Source organism: Candidatus Methylomirabilota bacterium, from assembly GCA_036002485.1.
GTDB lineage: Bacteria > Methylomirabilota > Methylomirabilia > Rokubacteriales > CSP1-6 > AR37.
Genome location: DASYTI010000014.1, coordinates 17945 through 38047, shown reverse-complemented (window position 1 = coordinate 38047; position 20103 = coordinate 17945). Strand labels below are relative to the sequence as shown.

25 protein-coding genes are annotated in these 20103 nt (G+C 66.6%); 14 read left to right on the top strand and 11 right to left on the bottom strand.

The window, feature by feature from the left end; genetic code table 11:
• Positions 1 to 9: 9 nt before the first annotated feature.
• A complete protein-coding gene (locus VGT00_01860) occupies positions 10 to 186 on the bottom strand; it encodes a DUF1059 domain-containing protein (GenBank protein HEV8530143.1) in 177 nt (58 codons plus the stop codon).
• 532 nt (positions 187 to 718) lie between these two features.
• On the opposite strand from VGT00_01860, the gene VGT00_01855 reads away from it, so the two are divergent.
• The 4 genes from VGT00_01855 to VGT00_01840 all read left to right on the top strand — a co-directional run bounded on the left by VGT00_01855 (position 719) and on the right by VGT00_01840 (position 4288).
• Complete coding sequence (locus tag VGT00_01855; protein ID HEV8530142.1) at positions 719 to 1339, top strand: DJ-1/PfpI family protein; 621 nt, start codon at positions 719 to 721, stop codon at positions 1337 to 1339.
• 144 nt (positions 1340 to 1483) lie between these two features.
• Positions 1484 to 2314, top strand: a complete 831-nt coding sequence (locus VGT00_01850; protein ID HEV8530141.1) for an alpha/beta hydrolase — start codon at positions 1484 to 1486, stop codon at positions 2312 to 2314.
• A 94-nt stretch (positions 2315 to 2408) separates the two neighbouring features.
• A complete protein-coding gene (locus VGT00_01845; protein HEV8530140.1) occupies positions 2409 to 3350 on the top strand; it encodes an acetylxylan esterase in 942 nt (313 codons plus the stop codon).
• Positions 3350 to 4288, top strand: a complete 939-nt coding sequence (locus VGT00_01840) for an acetylxylan esterase (GenBank protein ID HEV8530139.1) — start codon at positions 3350 to 3352, stop codon at positions 4286 to 4288. The genes VGT00_01845 and VGT00_01840 overlap by 1 nt, the downstream gene beginning before the upstream one ends.
• A gap of 67 nt (positions 4289 to 4355) precedes the next feature.
• Here VGT00_01840 and VGT00_01835 read toward each other — a convergent pair whose 3' ends face one another.
• From VGT00_01835 to VGT00_01820, 4 genes are read right to left on the bottom strand one after another with little or no spacing between them, the layout of a single operon-like run.
• Positions 4356 to 4958: a hypothetical protein gene (locus VGT00_01835; protein ID HEV8530138.1), complete on the bottom strand. Its 603-nt coding sequence runs from the start codon at positions 4956 to 4958 to the stop codon at positions 4356 to 4358.
• Positions 4959 to 4983: 25 nt separating this feature from the next.
• A complete protein-coding gene (locus VGT00_01830; protein HEV8530137.1) occupies positions 4984 to 5946 on the bottom strand; it encodes an NAD(P)-dependent oxidoreductase in 963 nt (320 codons plus the stop codon).
• Complete coding sequence (locus VGT00_01825; protein HEV8530136.1) at positions 5943 to 7184, bottom strand: alanine--glyoxylate aminotransferase family protein; 1242 nt, start codon at positions 7182 to 7184, stop codon at positions 5943 to 5945. Before VGT00_01825 ends, VGT00_01830 begins: the two co-directional genes overlap by 4 nt.
• Positions 7185 to 7210: 26 nt before the next feature.
• Positions 7211 to 7495, bottom strand: coding sequence for a lipid-A-disaccharide synthase N-terminal domain-containing protein (locus tag VGT00_01820; protein HEV8530135.1), 285 nt, complete (start codon positions 7493 to 7495; stop codon positions 7211 to 7213).
• 137 nt (positions 7496 to 7632) lie between these two features.
• Here VGT00_01820 and VGT00_01815 point away from each other — a divergent pair, with 137 nt between their 5' ends.
• On the top strand, positions 7633 to 8121 hold the full coding sequence (locus tag VGT00_01815) for a hypothetical protein (protein ID HEV8530134.1): 489 nt from the start codon (positions 7633 to 7635) through the stop codon (positions 8119 to 8121).
• On the opposite strand, the gene VGT00_01810 is transcribed toward VGT00_01815, so the two are convergent.
• Both VGT00_01810 and VGT00_01805 read right to left on the bottom strand, forming a co-directional pair.
• Entirely contained in the window at positions 8122 to 8454 is a 333-nt protein-coding gene (locus VGT00_01810; protein ID HEV8530133.1) for a cupin domain-containing protein, read from the bottom strand.
• A 76-nt stretch (positions 8455 to 8530) separates the two neighbouring features.
• Positions 8531 to 9187, bottom strand: coding sequence for a thioredoxin domain-containing protein (locus VGT00_01805; protein HEV8530132.1), 657 nt, complete (start codon positions 9185 to 9187; stop codon positions 8531 to 8533).
• Between the two features lie 62 nt (positions 9188 to 9249).
• On the opposite strand from VGT00_01805, the gene VGT00_01800 reads away from it, so the two are divergent.
• The gene (locus VGT00_01800) at positions 9250 to 9621 is read left to right on the top strand and encodes a phage holin family protein (protein ID HEV8530131.1); all 372 of its coding nucleotides are present in this window, start codon (positions 9250 to 9252) and stop codon (positions 9619 to 9621) included.
• A 57-nt stretch (positions 9622 to 9678) separates the two neighbouring features.
• Here VGT00_01800 and VGT00_01795 read toward each other — a convergent pair whose 3' ends face one another.
• A complete protein-coding gene (locus VGT00_01795; protein HEV8530130.1) occupies positions 9679 to 9873 on the bottom strand; it encodes a ferredoxin in 195 nt (64 codons plus the stop codon).
• Positions 9874 to 9962: 89 nt separating this feature from the next.
• On the opposite strand from VGT00_01795, the gene VGT00_01790 reads away from it, so the two are divergent.
• The 5 genes from VGT00_01790 (at position 9963) to VGT00_01770 (ending at position 15476) form a co-directional block, all read left to right on the top strand.
• Positions 9963 to 11207: a cytochrome P450 gene (locus VGT00_01790; protein HEV8530129.1), complete on the top strand. Its 1245-nt coding sequence runs from the start codon at positions 9963 to 9965 to the stop codon at positions 11205 to 11207.
• A gap of 52 nt (positions 11208 to 11259) precedes the next feature.
• A complete protein-coding gene (locus VGT00_01785) occupies positions 11260 to 11817 on the top strand; it encodes a carboxymuconolactone decarboxylase family protein (protein ID HEV8530128.1) in 558 nt (185 codons plus the stop codon).
• Between the two features lie 99 nt (positions 11818 to 11916).
• Positions 11917 to 13587, top strand: a complete 1671-nt coding sequence (locus VGT00_01780; GenBank protein ID HEV8530127.1) for an ABC transporter substrate-binding protein — start codon at positions 11917 to 11919, stop codon at positions 13585 to 13587.
• A 91-nt stretch (positions 13588 to 13678) separates the two neighbouring features.
• Positions 13679 to 14638 carry an ABC transporter permease gene (locus VGT00_01775; GenBank protein HEV8530126.1) on the top strand — a complete coding sequence of 320 codons (960 nt, stop codon included), beginning with the start codon at positions 13679 to 13681 and terminating at the stop codon, positions 14636 to 14638.
• A 10-nt stretch (positions 14639 to 14648) separates the two neighbouring features.
• Positions 14649 to 15476, top strand: coding sequence for an ABC transporter permease (locus tag VGT00_01770; GenBank protein HEV8530125.1), 828 nt, complete (start codon positions 14649 to 14651; stop codon positions 15474 to 15476).
• 3 nt (positions 15477 to 15479) lie between these two features.
• Here the strand turns inward: VGT00_01770 and VGT00_01765 are convergent, their stop codons facing one another.
• Entirely contained in the window at positions 15480 to 16241 is a 762-nt protein-coding gene (locus tag VGT00_01765; protein HEV8530124.1) for an NYN domain-containing protein, read from the bottom strand.
• 226 nt (positions 16242 to 16467) lie between these two features.
• Between VGT00_01765 and VGT00_01760 the strand changes: the two genes are divergently transcribed.
• The 3 genes from VGT00_01760 to VGT00_01750 are packed head-to-tail and all read left to right on the top strand — an operon-like array spanning position 16468 to position 17683.
• Positions 16468 to 16668: a hypothetical protein gene (locus VGT00_01760; protein ID HEV8530123.1), complete on the top strand. Its 201-nt coding sequence runs from the start codon at positions 16468 to 16470 to the stop codon at positions 16666 to 16668.
• Positions 16669 to 16683: 15 nt separating this feature from the next.
• Complete coding sequence (locus VGT00_01755) at positions 16684 to 16992, top strand: hypothetical protein (GenBank protein ID HEV8530122.1); 309 nt, start codon at positions 16684 to 16686, stop codon at positions 16990 to 16992.
• 49 nt (positions 16993 to 17041) lie between these two features.
• On the top strand, positions 17042 to 17683 hold the full coding sequence (locus VGT00_01750; GenBank protein ID HEV8530121.1) for a sulfite oxidase-like oxidoreductase: 642 nt from the start codon (positions 17042 to 17044) through the stop codon (positions 17681 to 17683).
• A 275-nt stretch (positions 17684 to 17958) separates the two neighbouring features.
• Here VGT00_01750 and VGT00_01745 read toward each other — a convergent pair whose 3' ends face one another.
• Positions 17959 to 18351 carry a Rid family hydrolase gene (locus tag VGT00_01745; protein HEV8530120.1) on the bottom strand — a complete coding sequence of 131 codons (393 nt, stop codon included), beginning with the start codon at positions 18349 to 18351 and terminating at the stop codon, positions 17959 to 17961.
• Between the two features lie 41 nt (positions 18352 to 18392).
• Positions 18393 to 19736 (bottom strand): alpha/beta fold hydrolase, encoded by a 1344-nt coding sequence (locus VGT00_01740; GenBank protein ID HEV8530119.1) that lies wholly within the window; start codon positions 19734 to 19736, stop codon positions 18393 to 18395.
• Positions 19737 to 20103 lie beyond the last annotated feature (367 nt).

The window sequence follows — 20103 nt, the reverse complement described above, 5'->3', positions numbered from 1 at the left end:
GGTGGGGGCTTATTTGTCTTTGATGGCGGCCTGGACCTTGGCCGCGACGTCCGGCGGAATGCTCGCCATGCCATGCGCCGTCTTGGCGTGTTCGGCGCCCTTGGCCATGACTTCCGCCACATCCTTGCCCTCCACGACGAAGTTGCATCCGGGCATCAGATCGCCACACTTCAGCACTTTCGCCATGCCGCACCTCCTGTGATGTGCCGCACTGCTCTCCTCGGGGCCTGCCATCGGCGCGCCGGAGGAACCATCATCCACCTCGCGCTCGCCTTCGTCCAGAGCCCGCCGAAAATTCAGCAGGCGCCTCCTTGGGGCTAACCTGTCTCTTCCCTCCTGCGAGGGTCGTCACAACTGACCGTCGTCGCGGCATGGAAACGCCCTCTTGACCGGCTGGGTCGTGAGCGCTACCGTCGACCCACTGTCCGCACCGCGCGTAGCGGAGTCCGCCGGCGGTGCGAGGAGTGCGCGGTCCGGCGACGAATGGGGAGCGAGTGATGGCCAGGGTCGTGAGGCGACTGGGAAGGACAGGGCTGGCGGCTGTCTTTCGGCCAGCAAGGTCGACTACGGCAAGTTCCAGACGTTGAACGTTCAAAACCTCGGCATCGGAGCCAGCAACCCCTTCTCTCCTCACTCGACATCTCAGAAATGGCTGAGCGCTACTTCTTGTCGCGCTCATCGTTTCCGAATTGCCTAAGCTTGCCGAACGGGAGCGGAGATGACAGACAAGCGCGTCGGAATCCTGATCTTTCCCGCCGTCGAGGTACTGGACTTCTGCGGACCTTACGAAGTGTTCTCGGTGACCCGCCTCAACGAGGATCGGCGCGGCGAGGAGTCCTCGCCCTTCGAGGTCCTTCTGGTCGCCCAGAGCGCCGAGCCGGTCGTGGCAACCGGAGGGCTGCGGGTCATTCCCCACGTCACGCTCGAGACCTGTCCGCCCCTCGACATCCTCGTCGTGCCCGGCGGCTGGGGAACGCGCAAGGAGATCAGCAACCAGCGCCTGCTCAGGTGGATCTCGGAGCGCGCGAAGGAGGTCGAGACGCTCACATCGGTCTGCACGGGATCCATGCTGCTCGGACAGGCCGGTCTGCTTGACGGTCGGCGAGCGACCACCCACTGGCGCTCCCTCGACCGGATGCGCCAGTCCTTTCCCGCTGTTACCGTGGAAGACAAGCTTCATGTCGTGGAGGACGGCCATGTGTTGACGTCGGCCGGGATCTCGGCCGGCATCGACATGGCGCTGCGTGTAGTCGCCCGCTATTTCGGCGACGCCGTCGGCCGGGCGACGGCGCGCCACATGGAATATGCGTTTCCCGACGACAATCGCCGACGCGTCTGAGGCCGCGCCGGCTGTGCGGCGGTGCGGTGCCGTTCGCTCTGTCTCCGTGATTCACCCACGGCTCCGGACGCGCCCTCGGCGCCGAACTGGCAACGATGGGTACGCGAAGACCGGGCTCACGCCGGTCGCGTGAGAGGAGTCCTCATGCTCTACCGCGGGATGGATCGTAGGGCCCTCGATGCCGCGTACAACAACACCGCCGCCGTCGGCCAGGCCAAGCGGGATCAGTACGTGGCAGGGTGGACGACACGCAGCGAGGTGATTCGCAAGGCGCCCTCCGCGCGCCTCGATCTTCGCTACGCCGATGGACCGCGCCACCGCCTCGACGCGTTCCCGTGCGGAACGCCGGCGGCGCCGACGCTCGTCTACATCCATGGCGGGTACTGGCAGATGAACGACAAGGAGCCCTATGCCTTCCTCGGGGAAGGGCTCCTGGCCGCCGGATTCAACCTCGCGCTGATCGAGTACACGCTGGCGCCGGCTGCGCGCCTGGACCAGATCGTCGCCGAGATCCGGCGCGCCCTCGCGTGGGTGATCGACCACGCGAAGGAGATCGGCGGCGATCCTGCCCGCGTCTATGCGTCAGGGCACTCGGCGGGCGGTCACCTCACTGCGATGGCGATGACGGAGCCGCGGCTCGCAGGCGGTGTCGCCATCAGCGGGCTCTACGACCTCGAGCCGATCCGTCTGAGCTACTTGAACGAGAAGCTCGGCCTCGACCTCGCGGAGACGGAGCGCAACAGCCCGATGCGCCATCTGCCCGCCGACGCGGCGCCGCTCGTGATCACGGTCGGTCTCGGTGAGCTTCCCGAGCTGGTGTGCCAGTCGGAGGAGTTCGCGGCTGCGTGGCAAGGGCACCGCCTGCGCGGTCGCTATCTTCCCGTGCCGGCGCACGACCACTTCTCGATCCTCGAAGAGCTGGCGCAGCCGAAGGGGGCCATCCTGGCCGCGCTGAAGGAGATGGCGCGCGGCTGAAAGGCGCGAAGCCGGAAGATCTGCCGGTCGGTCGCGCCTGATCTGCTGCCGTAGGCAAGCCTCGTCCGAGATGGCGTGGGGGGGAGGAGAAGCCGTGCCGAAACCTGTATCGGCTGATTACCCGTCCAAGGTGCGCAAGCCGGATGACTTCGACGCGTTCTGGGACGATGTGCTGCGGCAGGCGTCGGGGATTCCACTCGAGGCCGAGGTCGTGCCCGACCCGCTCCGGACCTCGGAAGACGTCGAAGTGTTTCAGGTCTTCTACACGAGTATCGAGCATGTTCGCGTGGCTGCCTGGTATTGCCGTCCGGTGCGGCGGGCGGAGCGAACGCCCGCGATCATGCTCCTGCCGGGCTATCAGATGGACCCGCCGATTCCCAAGGAATGGGCGCGGAAAGGCTACATCGCACTGTCGGTCGCGCCGCGCGGCAAGCTCCGCAGCAACAGCCAGTTCAATCCCGGGTATCCGAATCTGCTGACCCACAACATCGTCGACCGGAATACCTACGCGTACCGTGGTTTCTACGTCGACACCTGGCGGGGCATCGACTTCTTGCTGACGCTCCCGGAGGTCGATTCGACGCGCCTCGGGGTGACGGGCAGCAGTCAGGGCGGCGGCCTGACGATCACGACGGCCGCGATGCGGTCGGAGGTGCGCGCAGCGGCCGCCGGTGCTCCGTACCTCTGTGGCTTCGTCGACGCGATCGAGCTGACGCACACCTATCCCTACGAGGAGATCAACGACTACCTGCGCCTTCACCCCGAGAGCCGCGCCGAGGTGGAGGACACCGTCGCCTACTTCGACGGAATCAACTTCGCCGACAAGATCTCCTGCCCGATCATCGTGAACATCGGGCGGCAAGACAATGTCTGTCCGCCGGAGACCGGCCATGTGCTGTTCGAGCGGATCGGTGCCAAGGACAAGCACCTGTATCTCTACGACGGCCATGGCCACGATGCGGGACGCGCGAAGCACAGCGCCGTCGTCGACCGGTTCTTCGCGCACCATCTTCTGGGGCGAGAGGTGAGCGGGTGATGGATCAGACACGCGCGGGATTTCACGAGTACTGGCAGGAGACGTTCGAGGTTCTGGAGGGCGTTCCTGCGCGTCCCGAGATCGACGTACTTCCACTCCGGAGCACGCCGTTTGCCACGCTGTATGGCGTACGGCTCACGAGCGTCGGCCCCTATCGTCTGTTCGGTTACCTGAGCATCCCGACCGGCGCCGGGCCGTTCCCGGCGATCTACTATTCGCCCAAGTATCAGAGCGTCCTCGAGATCATTCCGCAGGGGACGGCGAATCTGCAGCGGAGCCGCTACATCACTTTTTCACTCGCTGGACGCGGGCAACGCAACAGCGACACACCCTATGCGGCGATGTTTCCCGGTCTGCTCACCCAGCGCATCGATAACTTCGCGTCGTATGTCTTCCGGGACGTCGTGGCCGACAGCGTCAGGGGCTTACAATTTCTGCTCACACGAGGCGAGCTGGACGCCGCGCGGGTAGTCGTGGTGGGCAACGACCTGGCCCTCATCACGGCGGCACTGACGAAAGGAGCCACGCATGTGGTGACGGCGCCCGCGCTCTTCTACCACACGGCGGAGCTCGCGCCGAAGACTCACGCGTATCCTCTGGAAGAGATCAACGACTACATCAGGACATTCCCGACGCGCGCCGAGGCCGTGCGCGAGACCCTCGCGTACTACGACCTGCGCGCATTCGCCCCGCGCGTCACGGCTACCACGCTCGTGATGGCCGGCGCCCCGGGCATGCTGCTCGATCGCATCGCCCTGACGCCGCTGGTGACCGCGCTTCGAGGCCAGGTGACGGTCTACGAATCCGAAGAATCGACTTACAAGGACGGCCTCTACGCCGAGCAGTGGATGGCGGCGCAGTGTGGCATCAAGGATGTTCAGGCGATCCTTCCGGAGCATTGGCGCAACCTGGAGAATTCAATCAGCAGGCAACGATGAACCGGGCGTCCGCCACGACTTCGCTTCAGCCACTTCGGGCTTCCTGTGGGTTATCCATGTGATTGGGCTAGAAGTCCTCGGCCAGGCGGTCGAGATCGTCGAGGCCGCGGACGAGACCGAAGAGCACGCTTCGCCGGTTCGTGCTCTCGCGATAGCCGTAGTGCTGGAAGCCGATCATCCGCGTCACCGCCTTGCGCAGCCGCGTGCGGAGGAGCGCAGGATTCGCCGGCTCGGCGAACCACGTGGGATCCATGCGCGCCGTCGAGACCACCGCGAAGCGATCGCCCTCGCGATAACCGAAGGCCCAGTCCCACGTCAACCCGCGGATATACATGTCCTGCGCGGTGACCCCGATGACGGCCGCCCCCGGCTCGCTCGAGGGCTTGGGGTTCTTGCGGACCATGTAGCCCAGGAGCTCGTCGGCGACGAGCTGGAAGCGCGTGGTGTCCTGCACGCGCGGATCTCCGAGGACCAGCTCGGGCAGCACGATGACGTTGAGCTTGTACGTCTTCCGGTAGTGGTCGGCCAGCTCGCGCAGGGGCACGGGCACGCCGGGGCCGAGGGGCACGAGATAGACACGTCCCGATGATTGCGAGGAAGCGGGCGAGGGCGCCCCCACGATGGAGAGGGCGATGGCCGCGAGGAGAGCGAGCGCGAGCGAACGCCTCATACCGTCTCCCTCGTCCCTGGGCCGTCTATCGTGCCGGAGAGACGACCAGGTCCTTGGGCTTGCCGGCGAGAAAGTGCTCCACGTTCTCGACGGCGCGCAGGAGGCCGTCGCGGATGACCTCGGCGGTCTGCCCGGCATTGTGCGGCGAGACGATGACGTTGGGCAGCGACAGGATGGGATCGTCCGCGGCCAGCGGCTCCTGGTGGAAGACATCGAGCCCCGCGCCCATGATCTTCCGCTCTTTGAGCGCGCCCAGGAGGGCCTCGCGATCGACAAGGGCGCCGCGGCCCGTGTTGACCAGGATGGCCGTGGGCTTCATCGTGGCGAGCTCCTTCCGGCCAAGGAAGCCCCGGGTCTCCGGGCTCAGCCGGATGTGCAGGCTCACCACGTCCGCCCGGGCCAGGATGTCCTCCTTGGAGGCCGGGGTCGCCCCGGCGGCGCGGATCCGTCCCTGATCGCCCTGAGCCGACCAGGCGAGCACCTCCATGCCGATCGCTTTGCCGAGGGCGGCCACGCGAGCGCCGATGGTGCCCATGCCAAAGACGCCGAGGGTCTTGCCGTGAAGCTGGGTCAGCAGCTCACGCGGCCACTTGTTCTTGCGCATCTCGGCGTCCAGCGTGGTGATCTTGCGTCCCACCGCGAGCATCAGGGTCAAGGCGTGCTCCGCCACCGCGAAGGCGTTCACGCCCGGCGTATTGCAGACGGTGACGCCACGCATGCCCGCGGCGTTGAGGTCGATGTTGTCCGTGCCCGTGCCCCAGACGGACACGAGCTTGAGAGCCGGACAGGCCGCGAAGACGCCGTCGGTGAAGCGGGCATGCGCGCGGATATTGATGGCGACCTCCGCCCGGCCAATGCGACGGACCAGCTCCTGCTCATTGTCGGCCCCGCGCTCGGTGAACACCGCGACGTCGCCAGACTTCTTCAGGCGATCGTGCGCGACGCTGCCCTCGAAGACCGAGGGGAAGTCGTCAGGGACGACGATCACGCCGTGGCACCCGCAAAGATGGCCTGGGCGGCGGCTACCCCCGCCCCCGCTTCACACTTGTAGCCGAGCTCGCGGAGGGTCATCTCGATGGCCGAGAGGGTCGGCAAGATGTAGAGGGGGCTCGCGGTGATGCCCATGTGCCCGATCCGCAGCGTCGTCGTGCGCGTCTGGTCGAGGCCGGTGCCGATGAGGATGCCGAAGGTCTGGCGCATGTGCTTCACCACGGCCGCGGGCTCGATGCCGGGCGGAGTCTTCACACAGGAGACGGTGTCGGACAGGATCGAGCTGTCCGGGAACATCTGCAGGCGCATGGCATCGATGCCGGCGCGGAAGGCGCGCCCCGCCACGGCATGGCGGCGGAAGCGCTGCTGAAGACCTTCCTCGAGCACGAGCCGCACCGCCACCCCGAGCGCGTGCGTCAGGTGGGTGGGCATGGAGATCGGCTGGCTGCGCGGGGCCCCGTCGGGCACTCGGCCGCCGCGCGAGGTCGGGATCCACGCATCGCGCCAGCGCAGCAGGTCGTACACCCAGGAAGAGGCCTTGTGCTTGCGGCGCTCCATGGCATCCCAGGCGGGCGGGGTGACGCCCACGATGGCCATGCCGATGGGGGCGGCCAGACACTTCTGAGAGCCCGTCATGTTGAGATCCGCGCCCCACTCGTCCGTGCGCACGTCGATGCCGGCGAGTGAGGACACGGTGTCGAGCAGGAAGAGCGCGTCGTGGCCTTTGACGATCTTGCCGATCTCCGCGGCCGGGTAGGTCGTGCCCGTGGAGGTCTCGTTGTGGACCAGGGTGACCATCTTGGGCTTGACCCGCTCGATCTCCTTGCTGAGCTTGACGAGGTCGATGGGCTTCCCCCACTCGACGCTGAACTCCGTCACCTCGGCGCCGACCCTCGTCATCACCTCCTGCATGAGCATGCCGAACCGTCCGGTGACGATCACCATGACCCGATCGCCGGGTTCGACGAGGGAGAGCGCGCTCGACTCCAGGGCGGTCTTGCCCGAGCCGGGCATGGTGATGACCTCACCGCGCTCGGTCTGGAAGACCTTCTTGAGGGCCAGGTTGATCGGCTCCAGCACGTTGACGTCGAAGTTCTGGTCGTACTGGATCATGGGCGGCTGATTCATGGCCTGGATGACCGGGAAGGGCAGCTCGGTCGGCCCCGGGATCATCAGGATCTCCCGTGAGGCCTGAGCTGCCGACCACTTGATCGGTTCCGTTTTGCTCGATTCCATGTGAGTTCTCCTCTCGCCGGGCGCGCTCAGGCGCCTGCCCCGGCGAGGCGGCGCTGCTTGCGCCGGATAAGGTATAGATTGCGTAGATAAATGACGAGCCCGGCGCCCTGACCCAGGATGAACACGGGGTCCTGGCGATAAATGGCATAGATGAGCAGGGTCGTCCCACCGCCGATCGAGAAGAACCAGAAGGAGACGGGGACCACGCTCTCCTTCTTGCGCTCCGAGGCGATCCATTGCACGAGGAAGCGGCTCGAGAAGAAGGCCTGGCCGAGAAATCCCACCGATAGCCAGAAGTGCTCTGTGGTCATCGTCTCTTCCCTTCGGTTTCTCCCGATAACTCGACGGTCTGTGCGTCAGGGAGCGCTCGGACGGCGCGCTCACGCATGCTAGAATCCCGGCTGTTCACCTTACCGGAGAGCCCATAGGGCCGCAAGAGAATTTCGCGATGCGAGCCATCGACAAGACGCTTGTAGACGAAGTCTGGCGCGAACTTACGGCGTATGCGCCGGCGCGGGTGGCCAGTGAGGCGCAGGGCTTTCTCGATCTGCAGCCCCACGCCGCCGCCTTCTCGCAGTCGATGACACGCCAGTTCGATCCCACCGTGCAGAAAGCCGCCCTTGGCCTGGCCTTTCTCCTCTTCAAGGTCCTCGAGGCGAGCTTTGGCCGGCCGTTTCCCGAGCTCGCCGAGCCGCGCCTCCTCGAGGCCTATGCCGAGACGCAGGCCTGGCTCAGCCAGTGGGAGGGCGCCCCGCCCGTCGAGGTGCTGGAGGCGCTCGGCCAGGCCGAGCACGCGAGCCTGGCTGCCTATATCCTCGAGACCTTCTATGCGGGCGGCGCCGTGCCCGGAGAGTATGACGAGACGGTGCGGGCGAGCCTCTACTGCCTTCTCAAGACGCTGACCGAGGCGCTAGACCTCGGCCACGTGGAGAACTAGCTACACGGGCTCGGTGGGGCCGGAGATCACGGCGAGAACCAGGGCACCGGTAGGGCTCGTGACGGTGTGGACGCAGCCGGGCGGCCGCCGCGCATAGTTCCCCGCCGTGCAGACGCCCGTCTCGTCCGCCACCGCGCCCTCGAGGACCCAGATCTGCTCGTCGCCGAGATGGCGATGACGCGGAATCACCGCGCCCTTCTCATAGCGCATGAGCACGGCCTTGTGGCGCCCGTCGGCATCCTCCCAGAGCGTCTTCCAGAAGACGCCCGGACGTCGCTCCACCCACGGGACCTTCTCGGCCTCGACGAAGCTGCTCACTGGGGGTGTCGTCATGAGTGGTAGCCGTTCCTTGTATCCCTCTCCCCCATCGGGGGAGAGGGTAGGGTGAGGGGGCGAGCGGTGCTGGCCATCACTTGCGACCGACGTCCTGCAGGGCTTCCGCGATGGCCTCGCGAAAAGCCTCGATGGGTTGAGCGCCCACTAGCGGCTTGCCGTTGATCAGAAAGGTCGGGGTGCCGGGTATGCCGAGGGCATGGCCTTCCCGCACATCCGCGTCGATCTGATCGCGAAACTGTCGCGCGTCCAGACAGGCGGCGAAGGCGTCGCGGTCGAGAGCCAGGCGTCCCGCATAGCCGACGAGGGCGTCCCGCGAGAAGTCGGTGCCGGGGAGGTAGAGCAGGTCGTGGTATTCCCAGAACACGCCACGAGCCGCCGCGCAGCGCGCCGCTTCGGCGGTGGGGCGGGCGCCGGGGTGCGAGGCCAATGGGAAGTTCTTGAAGACGAGCCGCACCTTGCCCCGGTATTCCTTCAGGAGCTGGTCCAGCACCGGTTGCGTGCGCTTGCAGAGCGGGCACTGGAAGTCGCCGAACTCGACGATGGTGATGGGCGCCTCGGCCGGGCCGCGGATGAGGGCGGGATCGATGGTGAGGCCGGCCGGCTGGGCGGAGCAGACCAACGACAAGACGAAGAGCAGGGACACCACGAGCAGCGCGGGGACCATGAGCGGCCTGGGCGAGGGCAAGCGGGCCGCAGACAGCGGCCGGAGTCGCCTATAATGACGGGGCATGACGCGGCCAGTATACCTAGGCCGCGCCACGGACGAATGGCTCCTCGGCCACGGAGGCGGCAATGGGATTTCTGATCCGAGTCCTGGTTTATGCGCTCGCCATCATCTTCGCGGCCTCCATCCTTCCCGGCATCCAGGTGGACAGCTTCGTCTCGGCGCTGGGCGCGGGCCTGGTCCTGGGGCTGATCAATGCCTTCGTGCGCCCGGTATTGCTCATCCTCACCCTGCCCATCACCCTGCTCACCCTCGGTCTCTTCCTGCTCGTCCTCAACGCCTTCTGCTTCTGGCTGGTGGCGAGCCTGGTCAAGGGCTTTCACGTGGCGAGCTTCGGCTCCGCCCTCCTCGGCTCCATCGTGGTCACCGTGGTCAGCTGGATCCTCACCGCCCTCATCAGCGACAGCGGCAAAGTCGTAGTCATCACCAAACGCACGTAGGAACATAGAGTAAGCTCTCCGACCGCCACCACCTGCTGCCGAGCTCTTGCTGCTCTCTCAGTCCTCCACGATCGACAACGCCAGCTTCGGGCAGCGCCGCACCGCGTGCGCCACGCGCTCCCGCAACGCCTCCGGCGGTGCCTCCTGCTTGATCTGTAGCTGGTCGTCGTCGTCCACCACGAAGACTTCCGGCACCAGCCGCGCGCACACGGCGTTGCTCTCGCAAAGCGTTCGGTTCACGACCACTCGCATGCCGTCCTCCTCTCGGTGTGCCTTGACAGAGTGTAGCCGATGCGATAGACCACACTGACCTCGACATCGACGGCAACAAGGAGGCCCGTATGAGCACCGTTCCCACGCCGACGACCGCCCTGACGCTGGATGAGATCAATCCGGCCAGCTTCGACTTCTGGCTGCGCGACGACGTGGAAGGCGCGCTGGCCAAGCTTCGGCACGAGCGGCCGGTCGCCTGGCACGAGCACCCGGACTCCGGCCAGGGCTTCTGGTCGATCACCCGCTACGACGACGTCGCCGCCGCCACCCGTGACTGGGAGACGTTCAGCTCCGCATACGGGATCCAGGTGATGATCGATCCCGGGGACATGCAGTACATGGGCGCCATCCGCTCGATGATCTCCACCGATCCCCCGAAGCACACCAAGCTCCGGGGCGTGGTGAACCGTGGCTTCACCCCGAAGATGATCGCGAAGGCGGAAGACGCGGTCCGCGAGCGCGCCCGGCGGATCGTCGACGCGATCGCCCCGAAGGGCGAGGCGGAGTTCGTCACCGAGGTCGCCGACGCGCTGCCCGTCGCCATCATCTGCGACATGATGGGCGTGCCGGAGGGCGACCGGGCGAAGCTTCTGGACCTGACCAACCGGCTCCTGGCCGGCGGCGACAAGGCGTTCGGGGGCACGCGCGAGTCCCTCCTGCAGGCGGCGGGCGAGCTGCGCGAGTACGGGCTCTGGCTCGGCAAGAAGCGCCTCGAGCATCCGGAGAATGACCTGACGACCGTGCTCGTGCACGCCGAGGTCGACGGCGAGGCGATGCCGCCAGAGGACCTCGGGCCGTTCTTTCTCCTGCTCATCGCCGCGGGCAACGAGACCACGCGCACGGCCGTCAGTCAGGGCATGTGGGCCTTCACGCGATTCCCACACGAGAAGCGGAAGTGGCTGGCCGACCTCGACGGGCTCAGCGCGTCGGCCGTCGAGGAGATCATCCGGTGGGCGAGCCCGGTGATGCACATGCGGCGGACCGTCACGTGCGACACGACGTTCGCCGGCGTCGCGATGCAGAGGAACCAGAAGATCGCCATGTGGTACATCTCCGCCAACCGCGACGAGAAATACTTCGCCGACCCCTATCGCTTCGACATCGCGCGCACGCCGAACGAGCAAGGCGCATTCGGAACGGGCGGCGCCCACTTCTGCCTGGGCTCGCACCTGGCGCGTCGAGAGGTCACCGCGATGTTCGTCGAGCTGTTCCGCCGGTTGCCGGATATCGAGGCCACCGCGGAGCCGGAGAAGCTCCGCTCGAACTTCATCCGCGGCATCAAGCGGTTGCCCGTGGCGTTCAAGCCGGCCTGAGCAATCCACCCGTGCGATCGGCGGCGGCCACCCGAGCAGCGGAGACATGGCGATGAGCGATGGACGATTCACGACGTTGACCGCCGAGACGATGACGGCGGAGCAGAAGCGCGTGGCGGAGGCCATCCAGTCGGGCCCGCGCGGCGCCGGCCTCCGCGGGCCGTTCAATGCGCTCCTGCGGAGCCCGGAGCTGTGCGACCTCGTCCAGCGGGTGGGGGCGTTCGTGCGGTTCGGCAGCTCGATCCCGTCGCGGCTCAACGAGCTGGCGATCATCATGGCTGGCCGCAAGTGGACGGCGCAGTACGAGTTCTACGCGCACCGCCGCCTGGCCCTCGAAGCCGGGCTGAAGCCCGCCATCGCCGACGCCATCGCCGCCGGCACGCGTCCCCCCGGCATGGCGGAGGACGAGACGATCGTTTACGACTTCGTCTCCGAGCTGCTCGCGACCGGCCAGGTCTCGGACGCGGCCTTTCAGCGGGTGAACGCCGCCTTCGGCGAGCGAGGCGTGGTCGACCTGGTGGGCGCGGTAGGCTACTACAGCCTGGTGTCGATGGTGCTGAACATCGCGCGCGTTCCGCTGCCCGCCGGCGTGGAGCCCCCGCTGAAGTAGGCGGCCTACCACGTCGTCCGGCCGCCCGAGGTCGTGGTTGACGACCGTGCGGTCGCGCGCGTACGGTAGCCGCGCACCAACCACAAGGAGGATCGCGACATGGAACAGCCCCGTCTCGGCGGGAAAGTGAACCGCAGGCGTTTCCTCAAGACTGCGGCCGGCACGACCGCGGGCGCCGCGCTGGCCGCGTGGTCGCTGAAGCGTCCAGCGGCCGCGGGGGCGGCGGTCCGCTCTGACCGGGCCCGCGCCGCCGAGCCGAACCCGAAGCGGGGGGGCGTGCTCAAGTGGGCCGGTCCCGCGGAGGTGGCGCACTTCGACGTGCACCAGGGGGCGTTCCGGTTCGTGCTGGGCCAGATGCACAACAACCTGGTGCGGTTCAATCCGGCCGACGGGCTCAAGACCATCATCCCCGACCTCGCCGAGAGCTGGAGGGGTTCCCCGGACGGCAAGACGTACACCTTCCGCCTCCGGGACGGAGTGAAGTTCCACGACGGGACGCCGTTCAGCTCGGCCGACGTGGTGGCCACGTTCTCCCGCATCATCTTCCCGCCCGCCGGAATGGCCAGCATCTACAAGGATCAGTTCGCGGCGGTCGAGAAGGTGGAAGCCGTCGACCGCCTCACGGTGAAGTTCACCCTCAAGGAGCCCCGGCCGTACTTCCTCGAGCTGTTCACCCCGTCGTCGATGATCATCTACTCCAAGAAGGCTCTGGACGAGAACAACCAGGATCTCCGCAAGGTCATCGCCCCCGGCACCGGCGCTTTCATGTTCAAGGAGCGAAAGGTGGCCGAGAAGTGGGTGATGGTGCGGAATCCCAACTACTGGGATCCCGAGATTCCCTATCTGGACGGGCTGGAGCTGCTGCACATCCCGGCGTGGACGGACCGGGGCACCGCGGTGCTCACCGGGCAGGCGGACTACTCCCCGAACGTCTCGCTCGAGACGCACCAGGAGGGGCTCAAGCGCAAGGACATCGTGGGGACGGTCCGGTATCCGGGCGAGTTCAACTCCTATCAGGTGCACATCAACAACGAGCGCAAGCCGTTCACCGATCCCCGCGTGCGGCGCGCCATCAACCTGGCCGTCAGCCGTCAGAACCTCATCAAGGCGTTCGGCACCCAGGAGCCGATCATGCTCACCAGGTGGATGACTCACGCCAGCGAGTTCGCCAGCCCGATGAAGGAGCTGGAGGGTCTTCCCGGGTACCGCGCGGACAAGGCGGCCGACATCGCGGAGGCCAAGAAGCTGATGGCCGCCGCCGGCATGCCCGACGGCGTCAAGGGGGTTGACCTCGTATCGGCGTCCGTGGCGCCCCATGCCGAGATCCTGGCCCCGGCCTTCCAGGAAGAGCTCCGGCGCACGCTGGGCATCGAGACCAAGATCCGGGTAATGGAGCGCGCACTCCTCATCGAAGAGCTGAAGAAGGGCACCTTCGACATGATGGTGCACACGGAGTATCGCTCGCCCATCTCGGATCCGGGACCGGGCTGGGAGATGTGCCTGAAGACGGGCGGGTCCTTGAACTTCTCCCGCTACGCCAACCCCGAGTTCGACCAACTCCTGAAGCAGATCAACAGCGAGACGGATCGCTCCAAACGCAAGCGGCTCTTCGCGCGGGGGATGGCGCTCCTCGATCAGACGGCGCCGCTCTACCTCATCGGGTTCACGGACCATCTGCCCATGTGGAGGACCTCCGTCAAGGGCCACGCCAGCGACGCCCGCGTCTTCTCGGAGCTCGGACGCGTCGACACGTTCTGGCTTGACCGGTAGCCTTCCCTCCGGACGGCAAACCAGGAAGGCCTGACCGACTGTTGAAAAACTCGCAGGTTGCTCAGCAACCTGACCGCGCGAGGGGCGGACCATGCGCAAGTACCTGGCCCAGCGGCTGCTCATTGCCGTTCCGACGCTTCTGGGCGTCACCCTGCTCATCTTCATCGCGATGCGCGTGCTGCCTGGCGATCCCCTGGCGGCGATCTCCGGGGAGGGCGGGGGAAGCTACGTCCTCAGCCAGGAGCAGCTCCAGGCCGCGCGAGCCAGCCTGGGCCTGGATCGGCCGTACGCCGTTCAGTATCTGGACTGGCTGAAGGACATCCTCCGCGGAGATCTCGGAAAGTCGTTCTGGCGCGGCGAGCCCATCCGGGAGCTCGTCTTTCGGCGGGGCCCCATCACCGGCCAGATCGCGGTGATGGCGGTCATCCTCTCCTGGATCGTCGGCTTGCCGGTGGGCCTCGTGGGGGCGGTGTGGCGAAACTCATGGACCGACTACGTCTTCCGGTTCGTCGTCGTGCTCTTCATGGCCATCCCGAGCTTCTGGGTGGGGCTGATGATCGTCCTCTCCCTGGTCCTGGCCTTCACATGGCGACCGCCCCTGACAATCGTGTACCTGTGGGACGACCCTATCCGAAATTTACAGATGACCGCGGGACCAGCCCTGGCACTCGGGATCGCCCTGGCCGCGATGATGGCGCGTATCACGCGCTCCTCGGTGCTGGAGGTGCTGGGCGAGGACTACGTGCGCACCGCCCGCGCCAAGGGCCTCCGCGAGCGGATCGTGGTGTGGCGTCACGCGCTGGTGAACGCGATGTTGCCCATCCTCACCGTGTCGGGCACCGCCTTCGGCGCTCTCCTGGGCGGCTCGGTGGCGGTGGAGCGCGCCTTCGGGGTGCCCGGGCTGGGCTTAGCACTGGTGTTCGCGATCGCCGAGCGGGACTGGATGCTCATCCAGAACCTGGTCTTGCTCTACGGCGTCATCTTCGTCCTGATCAACCTGGCGGTCGACATCAGCTACGGCTGGTTCGACCCCCGCATCCGCTACCAATAGACGCGCGCCGATGGCCGTGGCCCGCTTCTTCCGCGCCTCGCCGCTCGGCGGCGTCTGCGCCCTGCTGTTGCTGCTGCTGGTGTCGGTGGCCGTGCTGGCCGACCGGCTGGCCCCCTACAACCCGCTGACCGCGAACTACGCCGTCACCCGCGATCCGCCGCTGGCCCGGCACGTCTTGGGCACCGACCATCTGGGGCGCGACGTGCTGAGCCGGATCATCTTCGGCGCGCGCGTGACCCTGCTCGTGGCGATCAGCTCGGTGCTGCTCGGCGACACCATCGGGTTCATCTGGGGCGTGGCGAGTGGCTACCTGGGTGGGCGGGTGGACCTGATCAGTCAGCGCGTCCTCGACGTCCTGATGTCGCTGCCGTCCCTCATCCTGGCCTTGCTGCTCATGGCCGCTCTGGGGGCCGGGCTGACCACGGTCATCGTGGCCATCGCGGTCACGCGGGTGCCGCTGAGCAGCCGCGTCGTCAGGTCGATGGTCCTGTCGGTCAAGGAGCTCGCTTACGTGGAAGCGGCCAGGGTGCTGGGAGCCTCGGGGGCACGCGTGATGGCCCGCCACGTCGCGCCCCAGTGCCTGGCCCCCTTCCTGATCATCACCACCGGTCACCTGGGCGCGGCCATCTTCATCGAGGCGGCGTTGAGCTTCGTGGGGGTCGGGGTGCCTCCACCGACTCCGAGCTGGGGCAACATGCTGGGCGGCGTCCTCGCCGAGGCCTTCAAGCCCCCATGGTGGATGGTCGTGTTCCCCGGGGTGGCCATCACGATCACGGTCCTGGCCGTGAACCTGTTCGGGGACGCGCTACGCGATTTTCTGGACCCGAAGCTCAAATGACCCCTACGCCGCGCGACCCTCCTCGACCGACGTGATGATGTACGTCCCGCTCCGCGCATCCCGCTCCAGCGTCACGATCTTCTGCTTAGCCGCCTCCTCGAGCAGCTTCGAGAAGGTCGAGTACCCGTAGTAGGACTCGTTGAAGGCGGGATTCTTCCGCTGCATGGTCTGCTTGACCATGGAGCCCCAGAGGGTGTCCTTGTTCTCGCGCTGCAGGGCCTGGATGGCCTCGATGAGCTGGGTCATGGCCTCCATCTTCTTCTCCGGCAGTCCCCGAAGGGCCGTGGTCTTCTTCGACTCCCTGATCAGATCCTCGTAGAAGATGAACTCGTCGCAGTTGCCCACGAGCAGCTCCGACGAGGAGGACTTGACCCCGAGCCCGATCACGTAGCGGTCGTTCTCGCGGAGCTTGGAGACCAACGGCGAGAAGTCCGAGTCGCCGGAGACCAGGGCGAAGCAGTCCACGTGCTGCTTGGCGTACGCGAGGTCCATGGCGTCCACGACCATGCGGATGTCCGCCGAGTTCTTGCCGCTGTACCGGCTCTGGGGGACGTCGATCAGCTCGATGGCGTGCTCGTGGAAGGGGCGCTTGTACTCCGCGTAGCGGTTCCAGTCCGCGTACGCCCGCTTGACCATGATCTTGCCCTTCTCGACCAGTCTTTCCAGGACCAGCTTGATCTCGAACTGCTTGTACTGCGCTTCCTTCACTCCCCGGACGATGTTCTCGAAATCCATGAACATCGCCAGCTTCCTGTCATCGCTCATCCATTGCCTTTCCTGTTCGGGTAATGCTCAACGGCGTCAGTGAATCGGGGCGGGCCCATGCCCACCCGTTCGCCATCATTATTATAGGGGGTCGGACGGGGGTATCCAACCTCTTCGCCCGGGCCCCGCGAACCGCCCACGGCCCTGGAGACGTCCAACCCGGAAGGCAGACCCCTGTAAGATGAGCACCGGGGAGGGATTCGAGCCCCCCAGGAGGAGGCGGTTCATGAAGGCAACAGGCGTGTGGGTGCTGGCGGCCGCGCTCCTGGCCGGAGTGTTGGGGCCGGGGGCGGCCCAGGCCATCGGGTTGCGAGACGGTGAGCGGGCTCCGGAGATCACGGGGGGCCCGTGGATCAATAGCGAGCCTCTCAGCCTCGAGAAGCTCCGGGGGCGCGTCGTCATCGTCGAGTTCTGGACTTTCGGCTGATACAACTGCAAGAACGTGATCCCGCAGTTGCGGGACTGGCACGCGAAGTACGAGAAGGCGGGGCTGACCATCGTGGGCGTGCACTGCCCCGAATTCACCTGGGAGCGGCCCTTGGACAAGGTCGTGCAGGCGACGCGCGACCTCAAGGTCGCCTATCCGGTGGTCCAGGACAATGACTTCGTCATCTGGAAGCGCTTCAAGAACCGGTACTGGCCGGCCATGGCCATGATCGACAAGCGTGGGATAGTCCGATTCGTCCACGTGGGTGAGGGCGCCTATGCGGAGACGGAAGCCCTGATCCGGAGGCTCCTGGCAGAGAAATAGCGCGCTCGGCGTGCCGGGCGATATGGGATGCTACGCCTGAGGAGCCGACATGAGCGAGACCGCGGACGAACTGGCCAAGCGCACGCCACCGGGCCAGGTGCTGACCACCAAGTGGCCCGTGCTGACCTACGGGCTCACGCCGAAATTCAACCCCAGGACCTGGACCTTCCGCTGCTTCGGCCTGGTCGAGGAGGACGTGTCCTGGACCTGGGAGGAGTTCCTCGAGCTCCCGCGCACGGAAGTCGCCTGCGACATTCACTGCGTGACCCGCTGGTCGCGCCTGGACAATCGGTTCGAGGGAGTGCACATCCGCGAGATCATGAAGCGGGTGCGCCTCAAGCCCGAGGCGAAGTTCGTCATGATCCACGCCGATCCCGACTATACGACCAACCTGCCCCTGGGCGATCTCGTGGACGACGACGTGGTCCTGGCCCTCAAGCACGACGGCCAGGACCTCGCGCCTGATCACGGCGGGCCCCTCCGGCTGGTCGTGCCCAAGCTCTACTTCTGGAAGAGCGCCAAGTGGCTGCGCGGCTTCGAGTTCCTCGACGTGAATCCGCCCGGCTTCTGGGAGGTCAACGGCTACCACATGCACGCCGACCCCTGGAAGGACGAGCGCTACTCCGACCAGGAGACGCGCGCCATGCAGCAGATGCGCGCCGAGGCCGCTCGCAAGCTCCGCGCCAAGTAAGCCCTCATCTTTTGTATCCCTCTCCCCTCAGGGGAGAAGGCAGGGTGAGGGGCCGAGTGAGCCCGCGGTTCTTGCCCCCTCACCCTACCCTCTCCCCCGATAGGGGAGAGGGATAAGAGAAGCTACGCGCGGATAACTCCACATCTCTCCCCTCATGGGAAGTGGGCAGGGTGGCAAACACATCCCTCTCCCCTGAACGGAGCGAGCTGGGTGACAAACACATCCCTCTCCCCTCAGGGGAGAGGGCAGGGTGAGGGGTGGTCTACCTCGGCGATCTACTTCCCCGCGCCCAGCACCCCAATCGCCTCGACCTCGACCAGAAGCTCGGGCGCCGCCAATGCGCTCACCTCCACCAACGTCGACACCGGAAAATCGCCGGTAAACACCTCGCGCCGCGCCTTCCAGACCTCCTCGCGCCGCTTGATGTCCGTCACGAAGATCTGCACCTTGACGATGTCATCCATGGTCCCGCCCGCAGCTTCCATCAGGTGCTTGATCTTGCCGAAGATGGCCTTGGCCTGGCCATACATGCTGTCCCCACCGATCACCCCGCTCCCGTCGCGGGCGACCATGCCGGCGACAAAGACCTGATTGCCGACCACGAGGCAGTTGGACCATGTCTGGGGAGGCGGGTCGGGCACATGCGGGCTCGCGATCTTCTTCTTCATGGCTTCTCCTTGTGGGACGATGCACGGAGCGGATGCTGGGATCAGGCGGCCCGCATCAGTGCGTAAAGACGCCACTCGCCGGGGACGCCCTTGAGGGTGTGCGCGCCGCGCTCCTCGAAAGCCAGGCCCGAGCCGGCGACGAGATCCTTCACGGTGTTCGAGACGAGGACCTCGCCCGGTTTGGCCAGCCCGGCCACGCGGGCGCCGATATGGACGGCGATGCCACCGACCTTCTGGCCGATGACCTCGCACTCGCCGGTGTGCAGCCCCGCTCGCACCTCGATGCCGAGCGGGCGGACTCCTGCGCTGATCGCCTGGGCGCATCTGATGCCGCGGGCCGGCCCGTCGAAGGCTGCGAAGAACCCGTCGCCGGCCGTGTCCACCTCGCGGCCGCGAAAGCGGGCCAGCTCCCGCCGGGCGAGCGCGTAGTAGCCGTCGAGCAGATCCCGCCACTTGCGGTCGCCGAGCGCCGCCGCCCGCTCCGTCGAGCCCACGATGTCGGTGAAGAGCACGGTCGCCAGCACCCGGTCGATCTCGGTCTCGTGGCGTGTGCCGGTGAGGAATTCCTCTATCTCGTCCACGACGGCGTCGGCGTCGCCCACCCAGGGGATATGGTCGATGCCGGAAAGCTCGACGAACCGCGCGCCCGGCACGTGCTCGGCCAGGTACCGTGACTGCTCGGTTCGGGTCACGCGATCGCCCGTTCGATGCAGCACCAGGGTCGGCACCCGGACAGCGGGCAGGATGGCGCGGACGTCGATCTCCTTGTTCATCTGCATCACCGTCACCGCGGCGCCAGGGCTCGCCGCCAGCCTCCGGTACGTGGACGCCCACTGCAGGTAGCCTTCGTCTCCGGCCGCGCTGGGTGCCCACAGGTCGATATCGAGGCCTCCGGGGTCGCCCCATCCCCTCTCAATAGAGTCGATCATCGCCTGCCATTCCTGCTCGGTGCGCCCGGAGGTATGCTCCGGGGCCCAGGCGCGGCGCGCATAGGAGCCGTAGAGCACGAGCGCCGACGTGCGCTCGGGATACGTCGCAGCGAAGAGTAGCGACATCGGCCCGCCCTCGGAGACACCGAGGAGGGCCGCCCGCTCCGAACCCACGGCGTCCATGACGGCCCGCACGTCGTCCAGCCGCTGCTCGAGGGTGGGAATCCCGCCGACCCGGTCGGAGAGCCCCGTGCCGCGCTTGTCGAAGCGGATAAGACGGGAGAAGGATCCTAAGCGCTCGAGGAAGCGGGCCGACCACGGATGCTCCCACTGGCACTCGAGGTGTGACACGAAGCCGGGGACGAAGACGAGGTCGAGCGGACCACTCCCCGTTACCTGGTAGGCGATGTGGAGATCGCCGCTCTTCGTGTACTGGGTCTTGGGCCCTGAAGCCATGGCGGTGCCGAGAATATGGACGGCAAGGCGGCCGCGGTCAAGTCGGTAGCGGTGTGTCTCTTATCCTGCCCGTTCGCCCAAACGAAAATAGCCGTGGGCGCTGTTTGCGGCGGCGAAAACAATGGGTACCGTGACCGGGGCGGCCACGCCGCCGGGGCTCAAGATGCTTAAGAAAAGTGCGCTGACGATTGGGCATTTCGATGACGGGGAAGAAGGTGTAGGGACTTGCCCCCTCACCCTGGCCCTCTCCCCCGATGGGGGAGAGGGAAGGGGGGTGGCCGGCCGAGGTGGAGAGGGGGAAAGGGAGAGGCACGCTGTCAGCTCCGGTGATGGGGAGAGATGGGTGTCGGGTGAAGGTCGTTGCAAA